Raw genomic sequence first — 17,777 nt, forward strand, 5'->3', positions numbered from 1 at the left:
GCTCAGCGCGCCGCCAGCAGGGCCGGGAGCTGGGCGGCCTGGTCCAGCACGGCATGGCCGGCGTCCGCGCCGAACTGGCCATAGCCCCAGCGCACGCCGATGAATTCCAGGCCGTTGGCCTCGGCCGCCACGCGGTCCTCGTCGCGGTCGCCGACATAGGCGGTGACGGCGCCGGCGATGCCCTCGGCCGCCAGCTGGGCGGCCAGCATGGCGTCCTTGCCGGCGTGGGCCGGCTGCACCATGTCGAGCGCGTACACCGAGCGGAACAGCGGCAGCCAGCCCAGGTAATCGAGGATTTGGCGCGCCGCCAGGTGGCGCTTGTTGGTGGCCAGGTGCAGCGCCACGCCGTCGCCGTGCAGGCGCGCCAGCATCTCCGGCACGCCGGGATACACCGTGCTCAGGCGGTAGCCCTCGCTGTCGTAGTACTGCTTGAAGTGGCCGGCCAGGGCGGCCAGCAAGGCCGGGTCGCTGCTGCCGCTGAGCAGGGCCAGGGTGGCCGCCAGCGGCGGCCCGATCAGGGCCGGCGACAGCGGCTGCGCCGGCGCGATGCCCTCGCGGCGCAGGGCCTGTTCGAAGCCGGCCAGGATGCTGGGCGCGGAATCGATCAGGGTGCCGTCCAGGTCGAAGATCACCGTGCGGCCGGCCGGCCGGCTGTCAGCGTGCATCGGGAATGGCATACAGTACGCTGTCGAAGCTGTTGTAGTAATGCTGGCGCAGGTAGTAGCGGTAGCCGGGGCACATCTCGCGCAGCTGGGCCGGCAGCTCCCACGGGTCGCGCGGGAGGTGGTACAGCGACATGGCCAGCACCGGACGGCTGCGCTCGATCAGCTGGCGCGCGCCGCGCAGCGCGGCCGCTTCGGCGCCCTCCACGTCGAGCTTGAGGAAATCGATGCGCTGGCTGGGCAGCAGCTGGTCCAGGGCCAGGGTCACGATGCGCTGCGAACCGCCTTCGACGATGGTGGCGGCCTCGCCGCCCGGCTCGAAGCTGAGGATGCCGTACTGGTCGGACAGGGCGCACGGCAGGCAGATGGCCTCCTTGCCGCTGGCGCGCACCTTGTCCACCATGGTACGGTAGTTGTCGGCGTCCGGCTCGAACAGCCAGGCCTGGCCCAGCTCCAGGTGGGCGGCGGCCTCGATGAAGGTGTCGCCATTGTAGGCGCCGCCGTCGATGTAGGACACGGGCCGCCCGCGCAGGCCGGGCAGGGTGATATCGTTGTAGTACTGGAGGTCGTCGTGGCGGAAGCCGCCGTAGGCCAGGCGGTGGCCGAGCCGGAAGCTGAGCAGGTCCAGCAGGCACTGGCGGCTGGCGCTGTCGGCCAGGCTGCGCCAGGTGGCCTCGATCTGCGGCAGGGCGGCGGCGATGGCGTGCGGATTGCTGAGCCAATAGCGCCAGCCCAGCTGCTGCTCGAACTGGGCGTAGCTGTGCCACGGCATCAGCACCTCGGCAAAGCCGGCGCCGCGCGCCAGCGCCACCAGGCCGTCATACGGCATGCCGCGGTTGAAGATGCCCAGGGCCAGCTGGGCTTCGCGGTCCTGCGCGCTCAATTGCTGCCAGCTGCGCAGCGGCACGCCGTCCACGTTGTCGCGCGAGGGACTGGTCTCGACAAAGCCGGCCAGCTGGAAGCCCTGCTCGCGCAGCACGGCGCCGAGGGCGCGGCCGAAGCCGCCGGCGCCGAAGATCCATACCGGACGTTGCGGGTCCAGCCGCGGCAGCGCGCTGCCGGAAACCTGCGCGCACAGCTGTGCGAAGGCGTCCCAGGCGGCCAGGTCGGCGGGGGTGGCTGGGTTCATGGCTGCTCCTTGTGGTCCAGGTCCAGCGCCGACTGGCGCACCTGCTGCACGATCTGCGGGTCGAGGAAGGGGAACATGTCGTCCAGGGCCGGGGTCAGGAACTTGCCGTCCTGGTCGACCCGCGACTTGATGCGCGGCGTGAATTCCTGTTGCGGATCGACCCGGATATCGATCAGCTGCGGGCCGTCGGCGGCCAGCAGCGCGTCCAGTGCCGGCAGCTGGGCCTCGCTGTCGATGGTGGCGGCGGCAATGCCGTAGGCGCGCGCCACCGCCTCGAACGGCGGGAAGTCGACCCCGGATGCCGGATTGGCGCCGATCACCCTGCCGAAGAAGTTCTCGTGGGTCTGGCGGATCGACAGGTAGCCCTCGTTGTTGAGCACGATGATGACCAGGTTCAGGCCCAGCGTCTTAAGGCTTTGCAGTTCCTGGATGTTCATCTGCAGGCTGCCGTCGCCGGCAAAGCAGATCACGCGCCTGGACGGCGCGGCAATGGCGGCGCCCAGCGCGGCCGGCAGGTCGTAGCCCATCGAGGCCGAGCCGGAGTTGCTGAACAGGCGCTGGCCGGCCTGCAGGGCGCCGATCTGGAACGGCAGGATGCAGGCCGAGGCGTTGCCGCTGACGAAGATGTCGTCCGGCCGGGCCTGGGCGAAGATGCGTTCCACCACCAGGTAGGGATTGAGCGGCGCGCCGGGCAGCTGGCGGTGCTCGTCGGCCACCCGGTATCGGGCGCCGATGGCGCGGCACCATGCGGCCCAGGGGCGGTAGGAGGGCAGGGTGGCGCCCGCGTCCTGGCGGCTTTGCAGGGCCGCCACGAATTGCGCCACGTCGGCCGTGATGGCCAGGTCCGGCACCACCATGGGCTTGCGCAGCTCGAGCGGATCGATGTCCACCTGGGCCACGTAGGCGCCGTTGGCGAAGCTGTCCCAGTTGTAGCTGGTCTGGCGGATGTTCAGGCGCGAGCCCAGCACCAGCACGAAGTCGGCGTTCTGCAGGCAGAAATTGCCGGCGCGGGTGCCGATGGTGCCGGGACGGCCGGCAAACAGCGGATGGTCGGAGGCGATCAGGTCATGGGTCCAGGCGGTCGCCAGCGGGATGCCGTTGCGCTCGGCCCAGGCCAGCAGGGCCTCGACCGCGCCCGCCAGGCGCACCCCGGTGCCGCCCAGGATCAGCGGCCGCTGCGATTGCCGCAGGCGTTCCAGCACGGCGTCGGCGTCGGCCAGCAGGGCGGCCGCGGCGGCCGGGTCTTGCGCTGCGCTGCCGGCGTCGAACGGGGCCGGGATGTCCAGCAGTTCGGTGGACGATTGCACGTCCAGCGGGATGTCGAGCCAGACCGGACCGGGACGGCCGCTGACGGCCTGGCGGTAAGCCTCGGGCAGGGCCCATACCAGGTCGGCCGGCTCGCGTATCAGGCGGGTGTACTTGCAGATGTGCTGGGCCATGGCGATGGTCGGCCCTTCCTGGTCGCCCAGCTGGCGCAGGGCGCCCACCTCGCGGAAATCGCGGCAGGTTTCACGCTTGACCTGGCCCGACAGCACGATCATGGGCACCGAATCGGTGTAGGCGCCGAACACCCCGTTGAAGGCGTTGATGGCCCCCGGTCCGGTGGTCAGCATCACCACGGCCGGCTTGCCGGCCACGCGCGCATAGCCCTCGGCCGCCATGGCGCAGGCTTGCTCGTGGTGCAAGAAGCTGCAGCGCAGTTCCTCGTGGCCGCCGATGGCCTGGTTGAGGAACATGGCGCCGCCCCCGGTGACAGTGAAGGCTTGCTCGACGCCGTGGCGCGCCAGCCAATGGGCTACTTGCTCCGCGATGCGCATGGCTTACAGTCCGCGGTTGAGGATCAGTTCCTTCATGCCGGGGTTTTCGGCATAGGGACCGTCGATGTTGTCGATGCTGAGCGGCTGGTTGGCGGCCAGCGGGGTGGTCAGCTTCTCGCCGTTCATCACCTCGCGGCAGGACAGCTGGCCTTTCTGCAGCGGGATAGCCAGGTAGAAGTCCTTTTCCAGGCTGTCCTTGGTGAACACATAGCCGGGCTCCAGGTCGCGCTTGGCGTACACGCCGCGCACCAGGGCGTTCAGGTACTCGGTCTCTTTCTTGGAGATGGTACGCTTGGACAGGCTGCGGCCGCCGCACATTTCAGCGGCTTTCTTCAGGGCCTTGAACCAGGTGTCGCAGTTTTCCGGCAGCGAGCAGTAGGACGACACGGGCACGCCTTCGTAGTCGATGTCGATGTGGCGTTCCCAGGTGCGTACGCCCTTGGCGTAGGAAATCAGCATGGACGAGTGCCAGTCGTGGTACTCGTGGGTGGACAGGCCGATCACGTGGTTGGGGTAGCGTGCGCGCAGGTAGTCGATCTGGTCCAGTTCCAGTTCGCTGTCCTCGGACGGGTACAGCGACACGCAGTGGTTGATCGACAGCGGAATGTCGCGTTTCTCGTAGAAGCGCACCAGGTCGTCCAGGTCCTTCTCGGAAGCGCCGCCGGTGGACACGATGGTGGGGCGGCGGGTCGAGGCGATCTTCTCGATCAGCACCCAGTCGTTCATGTCCGAGCTGGCGATCTTGATGATGGGCATGTCGAATTCCACGCACAGGTCCACCGAGGCTTCGTCGAACGGGGTGGCCATGGGGATGCAGCCCAGGTGGCGGATTTCATCGACCATGCGGGTGAAGTCGGCCTTGCTGAGCTTGGTGTCCTGGGTCTTCTTGATGTAGCGGATCGAGGATTCGTTCTTGAATTCCGGATGGATGAATTCATCGACATCGCGGAATTGCAGCTTGATGGCCGCTTTCACGTTGTTGTAGCGCACCACGCGGGCGTGATCGTTGATGATCTTCAGGCCCCGCTCCAGCTTGCCCCAGTGATTGTTGGCCAGTTCCAGGACGAACAGGTTCTCGAACAGGTCACGATCGCGTTGCGAAATTGCACTCATGTTTATATCTCTCTCAGATTAAAGCGGCCAACGGCGCCTGGCCTGGCGGCGCTGGCGGCGTGGACAAGGACGCCAGCATAGCGGCGCGCGGGGTGCGCCGATCGGCTGAGCTGACAGGGGAAGGCCCTCTTGTTTGGGGTTTGTCAGCGGGGAATTCGTGAACGAGCATGTTTCTCCAGTTCAATACCCGATGTTACCACAAAGGATCATTCGGCCGCAGCAAAAACCCGTCCTGCCGCTGCTAGAAACCAACGCCGAAGAACTCTTCCAGCTTGGTGGCCGCATAGTCCAGCATCTCGCGCGTCAGGCCCGGGAACACGCCTATCCAGAAGGTGTCGTTCATGACGCGGTCGGTGTTGGTCAGCTCGCCGGAAACGCGGTAGTTGCGGCCCACCATGTAGGGCTGGCGCGTCAGGTTGCCGGCGAACAGCAACCGGGTGCCTATCTTGTGCTGGTCCAGGTAGGTCAGCAGGTCGACCCGGCTGGCGTTGGCTTCCGGTTTCAGGGTCAGCGGGAAGCCGAACCAGGACGGATCGGAATGCTCGGTGGCTTCCGGCAGTATCAGGAATTCGGCGCAGCTTTGCAGGCGCTCCTTGAGGTAGGCGAAGTTGTCCTTGCGGGCCTGGATGAAGCCGGGTGCGCGCTCGATCTGGGCGAGGCCGCAGGCCGCCTGCATGTCGGTGATCTTGAGGTTGTAGCCCAGGTGGCTGTAGGTGTACTTGTGGTCGTAGCCTTCCGGCAGCGTGCCCAGTTTCCAGCAGAAGCGCTTGCCGCAGGTGTTGTCCTTGCCGGGTGGGCAATAGCAGTCGCGGCCCCAGTCGCGGAACGATTCGGCGATCATCTTCAGTTCCGGGCTGTTGGTGAACACGGCGCCGCCTTCGCCCATGGTGATGTGGTGGGCCGGGTAGAAGGACATGGTGCCGATGTCGCCAAAGGTGCCCACCATCTTGCCGTGGTAGGTGGAGCCCAGCGCGTCGCAGCAATCCTCGATCAGCCACAGATTGTATTTCTTGCAGATGGCGGTGATCACGTCCAGGTTGTACGGGTTGCCCAGGGTGTGGGCCAGCATGATGGCCTTGGTCCTGGGCGAGATGGCCGCTTCCAGCTTGGTCACGTCGATGTTGTAGGTGCCCAGTTCCACGTCCACGAATACCGGCACGGCGCCGAATTGCAGGATGGGATTGACGGTGGTGGGGAAGCCGGCCGCCACGCCGATCACCTCGTCGCCGGGCTGGATGGCGCGCGGCCCCAGCTTGGGCGAGGTCAGGGTGTTGAAGGCCACCAGGTTGGCCGACGAGCCGCTATTGACGGTGATCAGGTGCTGCACGCCGATCAGCTTGGCCAGTTTGGCCTCGAACTGGTCGTTGAAACGGCCGGTGGTCAGCCAGGCGTCCAGCGAGGCATCCACCATCAGTTCCATTTCCGGCGCGCCCACCACCTTGCCGGCCGGCGGGATCACGGTCACGCCGGGTTCGAAGGGACGCGGCTGGCTGGCCAGCGCGCCATACTGGCCCACCAGCTTGATGATTTGCTCGCGGAGTTGTTCCTTGCTTTGTGCTTCACTCATGATTCCAGCCCTAAATGGTTGCAATACCGGTTGCAATACCGGTTGCAAGATCGGTTGCAGTTTCTTGATAGTTGTTGATTTGCGCCAGCGTCAGCGCGCGCATGTCGGCGCCGCGTGCGTGGGCCTGGTGCCAGGCCACGATGTGGTCCAGGGTCAGTCCCAGCGGCCAGCGCGGCTGCCAGCCCAGGCGCGCGCGCGCCTTGGAGCAGTCCAGCTTGAGATACGTCGCTTCGTGCGGTTGCGGTGCACCGTCCAGCTCCCATGAGGCGCCGGCGCCCCAGCTCTCGCACAAGCGGCTGATGATCCACTGCACCGGGCGGGCGTCGATGTCGTGCGGGCCGAAGTTGTAGCCCTCGGCAAAGGCGGCGCCATCCTTGTACAAGCGCTCGGCCAGGGTCAGGTAGCCGGACAGCGGTTCCAGCACGTGCTGCCAGGGCCGGATCGCGTGCGGACTGCGGATGCGCACCGGCTGGCCGGCCGCGATGGCGCGCATCATGTCCGGGATCAGCCGGTCCTCGGCCCAGTCGCCGCCGCCTATCACATTGCCGGCGCGCCCCGAGCCCAGCGCCACGCCATGCTGGTCATAGCGTTCCGGATTGAAATAGGAACTGCGGTAGGCCGAGGTGATGAGCTCGGCGCAGCCCTTGCTGTTGCTGTAAGGGTCGTAGCCGCCCATGGCTTCGTTTTCGCGGTAGCCCCAGGGCCATTCGCGGTTCTCATAGCATTTGTCGGAGGTGACGTTGACCACGGCCTTGATGCCCGGGGTGGAGCGCACCGCCTCGAACAGGTGCACCAGGCCCATCACGTTGGTGCTGTAGGTCTCGACCGGATGGGCGTAGGAATAGCGCACCAGGGCCTGGGCCGCCATATGGATGACGATCTCGGGCCTGGCCTGCTGCACCGCGCGCAGCAGGTCGGCGGCGTCGCGGATGTCGCCTTCGATATGGGTCATGCCGGCCGCCACGCCGGCCGTTTCGAACAGGCTGGGACGCGATGGCGGCGCCAGCGCGTAGCCGGTCACCTGCGCGCCCAGCTGCTGCAGCCACAGGCTCAGCCAGCTTCCCTTGAAACCGGTGTGACCGGTCAGAAATACCCGTTTGCCGCGCCAGAACTCCGGGCTCATGGCCACAGTTTCCACGGCGCCTTGCCGCTATTCCACAGGTCTTCCAGCAGGACACGGTCGCGCAAGGTGTCCATGGGCTGCCAGAAGCCACGGTGGTGGAAGGCTTGCATTTCGCCCTCGCGCGCCAGGCGTTCCATGGGTTCCTGTTCCCAGATGGTGCGGTCGCCTTCCAGGTAGTCGATCACCTTGGGCGACAGCACGAAGTAGCCGCCGTTGATCCAGGCGCCGTCGCCTTGCGGCTTTTCCTTGAAACTGGAGATGCGGGTGCCGTCGATGTCGATGGCGCCGAAGCGGCCGGGCGGCTGCACCGCCGTCATGGTGGCCAGCTTGCCATGCGCGCGGTGGAAGGCGATGCTGGCCGTGATGTCCACGTTGCCCAGGCCGTCGCCGTAGGTGAAGCAGAAGGCCTCGTCCTGTTCCACGTACTGGCGCACGCGCTTCAAGCGGCCGCCGGTCATGGTCTCGGCGCCGGTGTCGATCAGGGTCACCTTCCACGGTTCGGCGTAGCGCTGGTGCACTTCCATGGCGTTGTTGCGCATGTCGAAGGTGACGTCGGATGTGTGCAGGAAGTAGTTGGCAAAGAATTCCTTGATCACGTAGCCACGGTAGCCGCAGCAGATCACGAAGTCGTTGATGCCGTGCGTGGAATAGGTCTTGAGGATATGCCACAGGACCGGCTTGCCGCCGATTTCCACCATGGGTTTGGGCTTGACGGTGGTTTCCTCGCTGAGCCTGGTGCCCAGACCGCCTGCCAATATGACTGCCTTCATGCTATCCCCGTATCGTTTGTGCTTGTGTCCGGACGCTATTGTCGGTCACAGCAAAACTATTTTAAACGAAAAGCAGGGGCTGTTTGGGGCCTCAGCCAGCCGTATCGAGGATTTCTGATCAGAAAGTGTGCTGCAACGGCGGGCGTGCTTTGATGCGGCGGCTACGCTCAGGAGAGTAGCTGCTGGTAGCCCTGGCGTATGGCCAGATGGATGTCTTCCAGCCGTGGCGCGGCCCGGGACGCCAGTTCCGCGTGGCCGGCCGCCAGCAGGCCGGTGTAGGCCATCAGGCGCGCGGCCAGCACCTGGCGGTAGCGCGGCTCGTCGTCCTGGAAACAGGGGCCGCCGTGGGCGGCGTACAACAGCTGCAGGCTTTCCAGTCCGTGTTCCACCGGATCGGCCTGCCATGGCGCGGCGCCGGACGAGAGCGTGTCGTGCACATAGATGCAGTGGCGGTCCTCCAGGGCGGCCAGCAGCGTGGCCAGCAGCGGCAGGGCGCGGTAGCGCCGGCCCCGGTAGTGGCCGAAGCCGGGGCCGAGGGCGGCGCGCGGCAGCAGCACGGCGCCCGGCTGGCCCAAGGCGGCGGCGGCCGGGTGGCCGCCGGACAGCAGCAGCTCAGCCAGGGCATTCCCCGCGACCACGGTGTCGGCGCCGAACAGGGGTTGTGGCATGCCAGGCAGCGGGCGCCAGCTGGCCACCAGGCCGGCCGAGGGATGCTGGCGGACCAGTTCCAGCATGCGCTGCAGCTGTTGCGGCGCCGGTATTTCGCCCGGCGCGGCAATGGTGATGTACTGGCCCAGCGACAGGGCCAGGCAGTGGTCCAGGCTGTCCAGCATGCCAAGGCCGGCGGCGCGCACATAGCGCAGCCGCGCATGCCGCTCCAGGTAAGGCTGGGCGAGGTGCAGGCAGCCGTCCGGACTGGCGTCCAGCAGCACTACTTCGTAGCGCGCATAGCCCTGGGCCAGGGCGGCGCGCAGGGTGGCGTCCAGGCCGTCCGTATGCGTGGCCGGGACCAGGATGCTGGCCAGCGGCAGGCCGGCCGCGGCGGCTGGGCGGGCACCGGGCCGGTGGGCTTCCAGGCGGCCGCGCGCCACGCGCCGGTACAGCAGTTCCAGCTCGCGCACCAGCGCGGCCGCATCGAACAGGGCGCCGCTGCCGCGGCGCAGCTCCAGCTGCGCGCGCAGGGCCGCCAGTTCATCCGGCTGCTGCGCCAGCCGCACGGCGGCGTCCTCGTAGGCCTGGGCGTCGCCGGCCACCAGTTCCGGCAGCCCGGCCGCCTGCAGCAGGCTGGCGCTGGTGCGCGCAGCGAGGCTGGCGCCGGCGCGCGTCAGCAGCGGCAGTCCGGCCTCCAGCAGGCCGGCGGCATGCTCGCTGTTGGCCGGCCACGTGTCCAGGCAAAGGTCGGCGTTGCGGGCGCGCCCCAGCAGGCTGGCCGCAGCACCGGCTACCGTAGCGAAGTGCAGGCGCTCGGCTGCCACGCCATGGCGCAGCGCGGCCAGGCGCAGGTGGTCGCGCTGGGTTTCGCTGTCGGCCAGCAGCCACAGCACGCTGCCTGGCACGCGCAGCAGGATGCGCATCCACAGCGCGAACTGCGGCGCGCTGTAGGCCGTGCTGAAGGCGCAATAGACAAAGGCCGTTTGCGGCAGGCCGCAGCGGGTGCGGCTGGGCGGCGCCGGTACGCTGCGCTGGCGCAGCGGCTGGCGGCTGGAGCCGGACAGGTACAGCGGCTGCTCGGCGATGTGCGGCAGCAGTGGCGGCGGCAGCCAGTGCGGATCGGCGATCAGGTAGTCGGCCTGCGGCGTGCCGCCGCTGGCGGGCAGGCTGGGCCAGGAGATTTGCACCGGCGCCGGACGGTGGGCCAGGATGGCGCCGCGCGCGCCGGGCGCGGCGCCGTGCAGGTCGACCAGGATGTCGATCTCGTGCGAGCGGATGGCGCGCGCCGCCAGCAGGTCGCTCATGCCGGCCAGCGGCACGTGGCGTTCCAGGCCGCGCGCGCCGCGCAGCCCGTCCAGGCCCAGGCCCAGTCCGGGCGCGCCCGGCTCGCTCCAGCAGAAGGCATAGGCATCGGCCACCTTGCGGCTGTGCAGGCGCAGCAGCTCGGCGGCCTGGCGCGACATGTCGTGCGCGCCGCCGGCGCCGTACAGGTAGCCTATCCGCAGGCGGCGGTGCACATAGCCGTCCGCCGCCGCCATGGCCGGGATGCCGGCCGGCAGGTGGGCGCCGGGGCGCCGCGCGGCCGCCAGGTGCAGGGGCGGATCGTCGGCAAGCTGCAACAAGGTGTGGGGCGCCGCCAGCGCCAGCAGGGCGGCCTGGTCCAGTCCCGGCACGGCGCCGTGCTCCAGGACTGGCGCTGTGCCTGGATTCACGCCGGGCGGGGCCGTCCGATCCTGACCGGGCACGGCGCCTTGGTCCAAGCCTGGCATTGTGAGGTGGCCAGGGCCGTCCAGCACGGGCCAGGCGCACAGGCGCTGGCGCAGCGCGATCCAGGCGGCGGCCACCTCGGTCTGCTGCGGCGCCAGCTGCAGGCTGCGGGTATAGGCTTGCTCGGCCTCGGCGCCGTGCTGCTGGCTTTCGCACACGCGCGCCAGGTGGTTCAGCAGCTGTACCTGCAGCGGGTTGCTGTCGGCTTCTTTCGGGTCCAGGGTGGCCAGGTGGGCCAGGGCGGCGCGCCAGGTGGCCAGCGCGGCCTCGGGCTGGCGCCGGCGTTCCTGCAGCAGGCCCAGGCCCAGCATGGCCGGCAAAAAATTGGGATGGAGTTCCAGCGCGCGCCGGTAGCCCTGCTCGGCCTCGCGCTCGGCGCCGTTCTGCATCTGCAGCACGGCCATGTTGTACCAGGCCGCGTAGCGTAGCGGATGGTCGCTGCGTTCTATCCACAGGCGGTACAGGGCGATGGCCTGTTCCGCCTTGCCCTGCGCGCCCAGCAGGCCGGCGGTGCCCACCAGTTCCGTCACCGGCAGCACGCCCAGGCCTGCCTCGGCAAACGCCAGGGTCGCCGCCTCGGCCAGGTTGCCTGCCGCCAGTGCGGCATTGAGCTGCTGGGACATGGCGGCGGCGGCGTCAGGTTGCCGGAGCGGGATCTGCGCCGGGCGGCAAGTCCCAGCCCGCCGTGACCTCGGCCGGATAGCCGCGCCGGAAGTGGGTGGTCCAGGGATAGGCCGGGGCCCCCGTGCCGTCCTTGAGCTTGATCTTGCTGGCGTGGCACAGGAAGCGCGCCGGATTGCCGGCCACCACGGTGTCCGGCTCCACGTCGCGGTGCACCTTGCTGTGCGCCGCCACCAGCGAGCGCGTGCCCAGCTTCACGCCCGGCAGTATCACCGACATGGCGGCAACCGCCACGTAATCCTCGATCTCCACGCCGACCAGCAGGTTGCTGGGCGGGTGCGGGTCGTTGGTCAGCACCGTGTAGGGCAGCAGCCAGACGAAGTTGCCGACCTTGGCGGCCTTGCCGATGAAGACATTCGATTGGCAGCGCACGTAGTCGCCGATGCTGCAATCGCCCTGGATATCGTTCATGGTGCCGATCTGGAAAGCCACGCCGGCCGTGGTCTTTTCGCGCACCACCACGCGGTGGCCGGTGACCAGCCGCTCGCCGAAGGTCGATCCTTCGTAGAACACGGAATGGGAACGGATGCGCGAACCCGCGCCCAGCACCAGCGGGCGGCCCTCGGCCAGCGGGGTCGGATAGCCGATCTCGCAATAGCCGTCGATCACGCTGCCCGCGCCTATCTCCACGTTGTCGTGCACGATGGTGAACGGGCCTATGCTGACGTTCTCGCCCAGCCGCGCGCGCGGCGAGACGATGGCGCTGGGATGTATCATGGCCGCGCCCTCAAGCGGTGGCGAAGGCGCGCACGGCGGCCGCCACCTGCACCGCCTCTGCTTCCGTCAGGGTCGGGCCCATCGGCAGGCTCAGCACCTCGCGGTGGATGGCTTCGGCAATGGGGAAGTCGCCTTCCTGGTAGCCCATGTGGGCGTAGGCCGGCTGCAGATGCGGCGGCACCGGGTAGTGCACGATGGTGCCTATGCCCTGCGCCGCCAGCGCTTTGGCCAGTTCGTCGCGGCGCGCATGGCGCACCACGTACAAGTGCCACACCGGTTCGGCCCACGCCGGCACCACCGGCAGCACCAGGCCGGGAATGCCGGCCAGTTCGCGCTGGTAGACGGCGGCAATGGCGCGCCGGTGGACGTTGTCCGCATCCAAGGTCTTGAGCTTGACGCTCAGCAGGGCCGCCTGCAGCTCGTCCAGACGGGAGTTATACCCCTCCACCTCGTTGTAGTACTTCACCTTGGAGCCGTAGTTGCGGTAGGTGCGTATGGTCTCGGCCAGGGCCGCGTCGTTGGTGGTGACGGCGCCGCCGTCGCCCAGGGCGCCCAGGTTCTTGCCCGGGTAGAAGCTGAAGGCGGCGGCGTCGCCCAACTGGCCGGTCACGCCGCCATGGCAGCGCGCGCCGTGGGCCTGGGCCGCATCCTCGATCACCTTCAGGCCATGCTGGCGGGCCACCGCGTTGATGCCTTCCATGTCGGCCGGCTGGCCGTACAGGTGGACTGCGATGATGGCGCGCGTGCGCGGCGTGATGGCCGCCTCGATCAGCGCGGGATCAATGTTGTAGGTGGCTTCCACCGGCTCCACCGGCACCGGCGTGGCGCCGCAGTGGCTGACCGCCAGCCAGGTGGCGATGAAGGTGTTGGACGGTACGATGACTTCGTCGCCGGGGCCGATGCCATAGCCTTTCAGGGCCAGGAAGATGGCGTCCAGGCCGTTGGCCACGCCGATGCCGTGCGCGGCGCCGCTGTAGGCCGCGAAGCTGGCCTCGAAGGCGGCCGTCTCGCCGCCCAGGATGTACCAGCCCGAGTCCAGCACGCGCTGGAAGGCGGCCTGCAGCTCCTCGGCCTGGCGCAGGTTGACGGATTTCAGGTCGAGAAAGGGGATGCTCATGGTCTTACTTTCTATGCTGGGCGGCGGCGGCGACAAAGTCGTCGTAGTCGTGGTAGTAGTCCTTGGGGTCGTACAGGGTGGAGGCCAGCACCAGGCACACGGCGCCCGAGGAGAAATTTTCCACCTCGCGCCACATCATGCCCGGCACGTACAGGCCGTAGTAGGAACGGTTGAGCGACACCTTCTTGCGGTTCCTGCCGTCGTCGACAATGACGTCGAAGCTGCCGGACATGGCGATGAACAGCTGCTGCAGCTCGATGTGGCCGTGGCCGGCGCGCGAGGAGCCGCCCGGCACGTCGTACAGGTAGTAGACGCGCTTGATATCGAAGGGTACATGGATGCCGCCCTCGATCACGGACAGGTTGCCGCGCGGGTCGTGGTGCTTGGGCAGGTCGATCAGGCGGCAGTCTTCCAGGGTGGACATGGACACTCCTTACTGGGGCGGTAAAGCCGAGATATAGTCTATGTAACGCTGGCGCGATGGCGCCATCTGCTCGAACACCCCGCCCAGCCGGATGGTGACGGCTTCCACCTGGGGCGCCTGCTCCAGCAGCTCGGCGCGCGTGATCAGGCCGATTTCATGGGTCACCTTGAGCAGATCGATGTAGTCCGAGAAGCAGTTGCCGAAGTTGGGATTGGAATTGATGTTGGAGTTGGACTGCAGGCGCTGGTCGCGGCGGAAGTAGCTCAGTTCCTCGTCGATGTAGAAGGCATTGCCGTCCCCCACCAGGTTGCAATACGCGGCCACATCGGCCAGGCCCTTGGTGAAGTCGTGGCTGCCGATGCGGAACAGGTCCTTCCAGCCTATGTTCCACAGCTGCTCGCGGCGGAACATGATGGTGGTGAACTCACCCACGAAGTTGCGCATGCCCAGCGCCATCGAGCGGTGCATGTCGCGCCCCGGCATGCTGCCGCTGGCTTCGTAGGGGCGGCGGGTTTCGGTGCGCTCGTTGTCGGAATTGATCACCTGCGAGGCCGAGAACACCAGCTGCACCTTGGGGTCCATGTTCATCACGGCCACCATGCGCTCCACGCAGAAGGGGTGCAGGATGTCGTCGTCGAACAGCGGCTTGATCAGGTGGCCCTTGCCGGAATAGAAGGCCGACAGCACGTTGTCCTCGCGGATCACGCTGTTGCGCTGGTAGATCACGCCCGGATAGCGGGCGCAGATGTCGCGGATGTCATCGGTGGGGCAGTTGTCGCTGACCAGGATCTCGGTGTTCAGGTAGGTCTGGCCGATGGCCGACTTCAGGCACATCTCGAAGTGGCTGGCCTTGTACGAGGGGATGACGATGCTGACTTTGGGCAGGCTCATGCGGAACTCCAGGGTTAGCCGGCCACGGCGACGATCACGTACTGCAGCGGCAGCGCGTCCTCCACCGCCACGTCGGGGTCGATGCCGCTGGCCTGGGCCATCAGGCGCAGGGAGGGCAGGTATTTTTCACGCGCCGGTTCGTCCGGGATGCGGGCGCTGCCGCCGCTGATCTGGAAGCCGGCCTGGGTCAGCATTTCCAGCATGGCGCCACGGGTGTAGACCCGCACCTGGTCGCGTTCCAGCATGCCGGTGTAGCGCATGTCGCCCGCGTTCAGGCGCGCCTGCATGCTCCAGTGCTGGAAGTTCTTGATGGCCATGACGATGCGGCCGCCGCGCTTCATGTTGGCGCGCACGCGCGACAGCAGGGCCCACGGGTCGCGCACGTATTCCAGCACCTCGCCCATGATCCAGCAGTCGGCGCCGGCCACGTGCGACCAGAATTGCGGGCCGGCTTCCTCGATGTCGATGTCGAACACGAAGTCGCAGTGCGGCCGCGCCGCATGGGCCGGCGCCAGGTTGCGTTCCACCCCGGTGTAGTTGCAGATCGGGTTGCGCTGGCGGTAGGCCTTGGCGAAGGCGCCGTCGTGGCAGCCCAGCTCCACCAGCTTTTGCGCCTCCACCGGCACGAAGGCCAGCAAGTCCTGGTTGATCTGGATGGTGGCGGTGGGCAGGTCGTAGTGGTAGCCGCCGGTGCGTATCACCGTGCCCTGCCAGTCGTGCTTGATGTGGATGCGCTGCGGGTTCTTGCCGAAGTCGTTCTTGACCCAGTCGATATTGCCGATCAGGTCATGGGCGCCGGCGCGGTGGATGGCCAGCATGGTCTGCACCAGCGGGGCGCCGTGCTTGATTGGCAGCGGCCACTGGCGCACCACCTCGATATTGGTCAGCATGCAGGCCGGATGCAGGTAGCGCACCGGGCCGTCCTCGGGACGGTCGTAGCCCTGCTCGTTGACCAGCTGTATGCCGCCCACGCCGTACATGCCGGGCTTGAGGTGGGCCTGCATGGATTCGATGAAGCCGCCGTTGACGATTTCCACGTCGGAATCGAGGAACAGCACCTGGCCGGTCAGGCCCAGGTTGTTGATGGCCCAGGACAGGCCGGGGCCGTGGTGGATGTTGTAGCCGAAGGCGATGAATTCGACGTTGTCGTAACCCTCGGCGATGGCGCGTATCTTCTCCGACACGTCCGGGTTGGAACCGTCGATGATGTACACCCGGTTGCCGTAGAACTTGCGCAGGGTGGACAGCAGGGCCGCGATCAGGTCGGGCGCGTTGTAGGACACGGTGACGATGGGCACCTGGCCGGCCGGCTGCGGCTGGGCGTGGCGCACCAGCGGCGCCGGGGCCGGCGGCGCCAGGCGCGGCGCGGCCGGCTTGGCCACCTTCTGCAGCAGGGCTTCCAGGTTGCGTACGAAGCGCGGGCTGTCGAACAGGGCGCAGGTCATGCGGTTGTCCACCAGCTGGCGCTTCATGGCGGCGATGCGCGGGCGGTCGTTGGCCAGGGCCACGGCCTTTTCCTCGTAGTCGGCGAAGTTGAAGGTGACCAGTTCCGGCAGGTCCACCGCGCGCAGCAGGCTGCCTGCCATGCGCGCGGCGAAGGTGTGGCCGGCGCAGGTCAGGAGCGGCAGGCCGGCCCACAGGGCGTCGCTGGCGGTGGTGCCGGCGTTGAACGGATAGGTGTCCAGGAACAGGTCGGCCACCTGGTAGCGCGCCAGGTAGTCGGCCGGCGCGGCGCGGTTGGCGAAGATCAGGCGTTCGCGCGCCACACCGTGCTGCTCGGCGAAGTTCAGCAGGTTGGTGCGCACTTCCTCGTAGTCGGCCACCAGCCACAGTACGCTGCCGGGCACGCGCTGCAGGATGCGCATCCAGACCCCGAACACCTCGGGCGTGAACTTGAAGTTGTTGTTGAACGAGCAGAAGACAAAGGCATCTTCCGGCAGGCCCAGGCTGGCGCGCGTGGGCCGGGGGCCGATCTCGCGCTGGCGGTCGTTGATCTGGAAGGTGTCCGGCAGGTGCAGCGGCTTTTCGCTGAAGTGCGGCTCCATCTCCGGCGTGATCAGGAATTCGTCGGACAGCACGTAGTCGATGCCGGGCAGGCCGGTGCTGCCGGGGAAGCCCAGGTAGGTCAGCTGCACCGGCGCCGGGCGGTAGGCGATGATGTTGGGACGGGCGCCCAGGGTCAGGCCATGCAGGTCGATCAGGATGTCGATTTCATGGTCGCGGATGCAGCGCGCGGCCTGCTCGTCGCTCATGGCGTCGATGCGGATGTAGTGGTCCATGGCCTTGACCACGCGCGCGCGGATGGGCGAATTGTCCTCGCGGCTCCAGCTGAAGGCGTACACCTCGACCTTGCTGCGGTCGTGCAGCTCGTACAGCTCGGCGGTCAGGATGGACACCGCGTGCGAGCAGAAGTCGGACGACAGGTAGCCGATGCGCAGCCGCGTATGGCCGTAGCCCCAGGCCCCGGTCAGCGGCGCCACGGCGGCGTTGACCTTCTCGGCCACGAAGCGCTTGGCGGCAGCCAGCTGCTGGGCCGGATCGTCGGAGGCGCTCAGCATGGCCAGCGCCGAGGTGCCTTCCATCATGGTGGCTTGCGAGATGTGTTCCAGGCCGCTGTAGACCGGCCACTCGCACTGCTTCTGGCGCAGGTGCACCCAATGGGTCATGACGTTGGCCTGCTTGGGATCGACGCGCAGGCTGAGCGCCAGCATTTCCTCGGCTTCCGGGTAGCGCTTGCGGATTTCCAGCAACCGGCCCAGGTTGTTCAGGGTTTGCACGTACAGCGCCTGGTTGGTGCGCACGTCGGGCTGCACCGCCGGGGTCAGGATGGCGCGCCAGGTGTCCAGCGCCTCGTCCGGGCGGTTGGTGCGCTCCAGCAGGGTGCCCAGGTTGAGGCGGGCCTCGACAAAGCCGGGATTGAGGGCGATGGCCTTGCGGTAGGTCTGTTCGGCGCCGGCCTCGTCGCCCTGGTTGGACAGCAGCACGGCCAGGTTGAAGCAGGCCGCGTACACCAGCGGCGAGTTGGCGCCGTCTATCCAGGCCCGGTACAGGGCGATGGCGGCCGGATTCTGCCCGCTTTCCTGCAGTACCGCGGCGGCCCCGAACAGGTCGGTGATGGTGAGCTCGCCGCGTGCGGCCAGCGCCAGGATGTTGGTCAGTGCGGGGTTGTCGGATACGAACGGGACAGAGGCGTTTGCGGTCATGGCGTAGGTAGGTTGGTATCGGTCCTGCCCGTCGGCGGCCGGCGGAACGCTGAGTCCGACGAGGCAGGCCCTATCATACCCGCTATGCCCCTGGAGAGGGGAGACTTTTGGCTCTGGAGCAAGAGTGTGAAATCCGCTCTGCTCC

At 67.7% G+C, this 17,777-nt stretch carries 13 protein-coding genes; all 13 read right to left on the reverse strand.

Translation table 11 applies throughout. The features are described 5' to 3' along the window. Nucleotides 1-2: 2 nt before the first annotated feature. The gene (locus ACLB1G_RS25570; protein ID WP_491630084.1) at nucleotides 3-665 is read right to left on the reverse strand and encodes an HAD family hydrolase; all 663 of its coding nucleotides are present in this window, start codon (nucleotides 663-665) and stop codon (nucleotides 3-5) included. Beyond that, on the reverse strand, nucleotides 655-1,791 hold the full coding sequence (locus ACLB1G_RS25575) for an FkbM family methyltransferase (protein ID WP_491630085.1): 1,137 nt from the start codon (nucleotides 1,789-1,791) through the stop codon (nucleotides 655-657). Before ACLB1G_RS25575 ends, ACLB1G_RS25570 begins: the two co-directional genes overlap by 11 nt. Next, the gene (locus ACLB1G_RS25580; protein ID WP_491630086.1) at nucleotides 1,788-3,608 is read right to left on the reverse strand and encodes a thiamine pyrophosphate-binding protein; all 1,821 of its coding nucleotides are present in this window, start codon (nucleotides 3,606-3,608) and stop codon (nucleotides 1,788-1,790) included. The genes ACLB1G_RS25575 and ACLB1G_RS25580 overlap by 4 nt, the downstream gene beginning before the upstream one ends. 3 nt (nucleotides 3,609-3,611) lie before the next feature. Continuing rightward, nucleotides 3,612-4,721: an N-acetylneuraminate synthase family protein gene (locus tag ACLB1G_RS25585; RefSeq protein ID WP_491630087.1), complete on the reverse strand. Its 1,110-nt coding sequence runs from the start codon at nucleotides 4,719-4,721 to the stop codon at nucleotides 3,612-3,614. 241 nt (nucleotides 4,722-4,962) lie between these two features. Then, the gene (gene rfbH, locus ACLB1G_RS25590) at nucleotides 4,963-6,288 is read right to left on the reverse strand and encodes a lipopolysaccharide biosynthesis protein RfbH (RefSeq protein WP_491630088.1); all 1,326 of its coding nucleotides are present in this window, start codon (nucleotides 6,286-6,288) and stop codon (nucleotides 4,963-4,965) included. Nucleotides 6,289-6,298: 10 nt separating this feature from the next. Then, the gene (gene rfbG / locus ACLB1G_RS25595) at nucleotides 6,299-7,411 is read right to left on the reverse strand and encodes a CDP-glucose 4,6-dehydratase (protein WP_491630089.1); all 1,113 of its coding nucleotides are present in this window, start codon (nucleotides 7,409-7,411) and stop codon (nucleotides 6,299-6,301) included. Beyond that, the gene (rfbF, locus tag ACLB1G_RS25600) at nucleotides 7,408-8,181 is read right to left on the reverse strand and encodes a glucose-1-phosphate cytidylyltransferase (RefSeq protein WP_491630090.1); all 774 of its coding nucleotides are present in this window, start codon (nucleotides 8,179-8,181) and stop codon (nucleotides 7,408-7,410) included. Before rfbF ends, rfbG begins: the two co-directional genes overlap by 4 nt. Nucleotides 8,182-8,348: 167 nt before the next feature. Beyond that, nucleotides 8,349-11,222 (reverse strand): O-linked N-acetylglucosamine transferase family protein, encoded by a 2,874-nt coding sequence (locus tag ACLB1G_RS25605; RefSeq protein ID WP_491630091.1) that lies wholly within the window; start codon nucleotides 11,220-11,222, stop codon nucleotides 8,349-8,351. A gap of 13 nt (nucleotides 11,223-11,235) precedes the next feature. Continuing rightward, a complete protein-coding gene (locus tag ACLB1G_RS25610) occupies nucleotides 11,236-11,997 on the reverse strand; it encodes an acyltransferase (protein ID WP_491630092.1) in 762 nt (253 codons plus the stop codon). A gap of 10 nt (nucleotides 11,998-12,007) precedes the next feature. After that, nucleotides 12,008-13,114, reverse strand: coding sequence for a DegT/DnrJ/EryC1/StrS family aminotransferase (locus tag ACLB1G_RS25615; protein WP_491630093.1), 1,107 nt, complete (start codon nucleotides 13,112-13,114; stop codon nucleotides 12,008-12,010). 4 nt (nucleotides 13,115-13,118) lie between these two features. Next, nucleotides 13,119-13,538, reverse strand: a complete 420-nt coding sequence (locus ACLB1G_RS25620) for a sugar 3,4-ketoisomerase (RefSeq protein ID WP_491630094.1) — start codon at nucleotides 13,536-13,538, stop codon at nucleotides 13,119-13,121. A 9-nt stretch (nucleotides 13,539-13,547) separates the two neighbouring features. Then, nucleotides 13,548-14,429, reverse strand: a complete 882-nt coding sequence (locus ACLB1G_RS25625; protein WP_491630095.1) for a glycosyltransferase family 2 protein — start codon at nucleotides 14,427-14,429, stop codon at nucleotides 13,548-13,550. 14 nt (nucleotides 14,430-14,443) lie between these two features. Then, the gene (locus tag ACLB1G_RS25630) at nucleotides 14,444-17,632 is read right to left on the reverse strand and encodes an O-linked N-acetylglucosamine transferase family protein (RefSeq protein ID WP_491630096.1); all 3,189 of its coding nucleotides are present in this window, start codon (nucleotides 17,630-17,632) and stop codon (nucleotides 14,444-14,446) included. Nucleotides 17,633-17,777 lie beyond the last annotated feature (145 nt).

This window comes from Duganella kummerowiae (assembly GCF_053572355.1).

Coding starts and splice junctions, on each gene's coding strand:
- rfbG (WP_491630089.1), bottom strand. CDS start 7,411: ATGAGCCCGGAGTTCTGGCGCGGCAAACGGGTATTTCTGACCGGTCAC.
- rfbF (WP_491630090.1), bottom strand. CDS start 8,181: ATGAAGGCAGTCATATTGGCAGGCGGTCTGGGCACCAGGCTCAGCGAG.
- ACLB1G_RS25620 (WP_491630094.1), bottom strand. CDS start 13,538: ATGTCCACCCTGGAAGACTGCCGCCTGATCGACCTGCCCAAGCACCAC.
- ACLB1G_RS25610 (WP_491630092.1), bottom strand. CDS start 11,997: ATGATACATCCCAGCGCCATCGTCTCGCCGCGCGCGCGGCTGGGCGAG.
- ACLB1G_RS25630 (WP_491630096.1), bottom strand. CDS start 17,632: ATGACCGCAAACGCCTCTGTCCCGTTCGTATCCGACAACCCCGCACTG.
- ACLB1G_RS25575 (WP_491630085.1), bottom strand. CDS start 1,791: ATGAACCCAGCCACCCCCGCCGACCTGGCCGCCTGGGACGCCTTCGCA.
- ACLB1G_RS25625 (WP_491630095.1), bottom strand. CDS start 14,429: ATGAGCCTGCCCAAAGTCAGCATCGTCATCCCCTCGTACAAGGCCAGC.
- ACLB1G_RS25605 (WP_491630091.1), bottom strand. CDS start 11,222: ATGTCCCAGCAGCTCAATGCCGCACTGGCGGCAGGCAACCTGGCCGAG.
- ACLB1G_RS25615 (WP_491630093.1), bottom strand. CDS start 13,114: ATGAGCATCCCCTTTCTCGACCTGAAATCCGTCAACCTGCGCCAGGCC.
- ACLB1G_RS25585 (WP_491630087.1), bottom strand. CDS start 4,721: ATGAGTGCAATTTCGCAACGCGATCGTGACCTGTTCGAGAACCTGTTC.
- ACLB1G_RS25570 (WP_491630084.1), bottom strand. CDS start 665: ATGCACGCTGACAGCCGGCCGGCCGGCCGCACGGTGATCTTCGACCTG.
- ACLB1G_RS25580 (WP_491630086.1), bottom strand. CDS start 3,608: ATGCGCATCGCGGAGCAAGTAGCCCATTGGCTGGCGCGCCACGGCGTC.
- rfbH (WP_491630088.1), bottom strand. CDS start 6,288: ATGAGTGAAGCACAAAGCAAGGAACAACTCCGCGAGCAAATCATCAAG.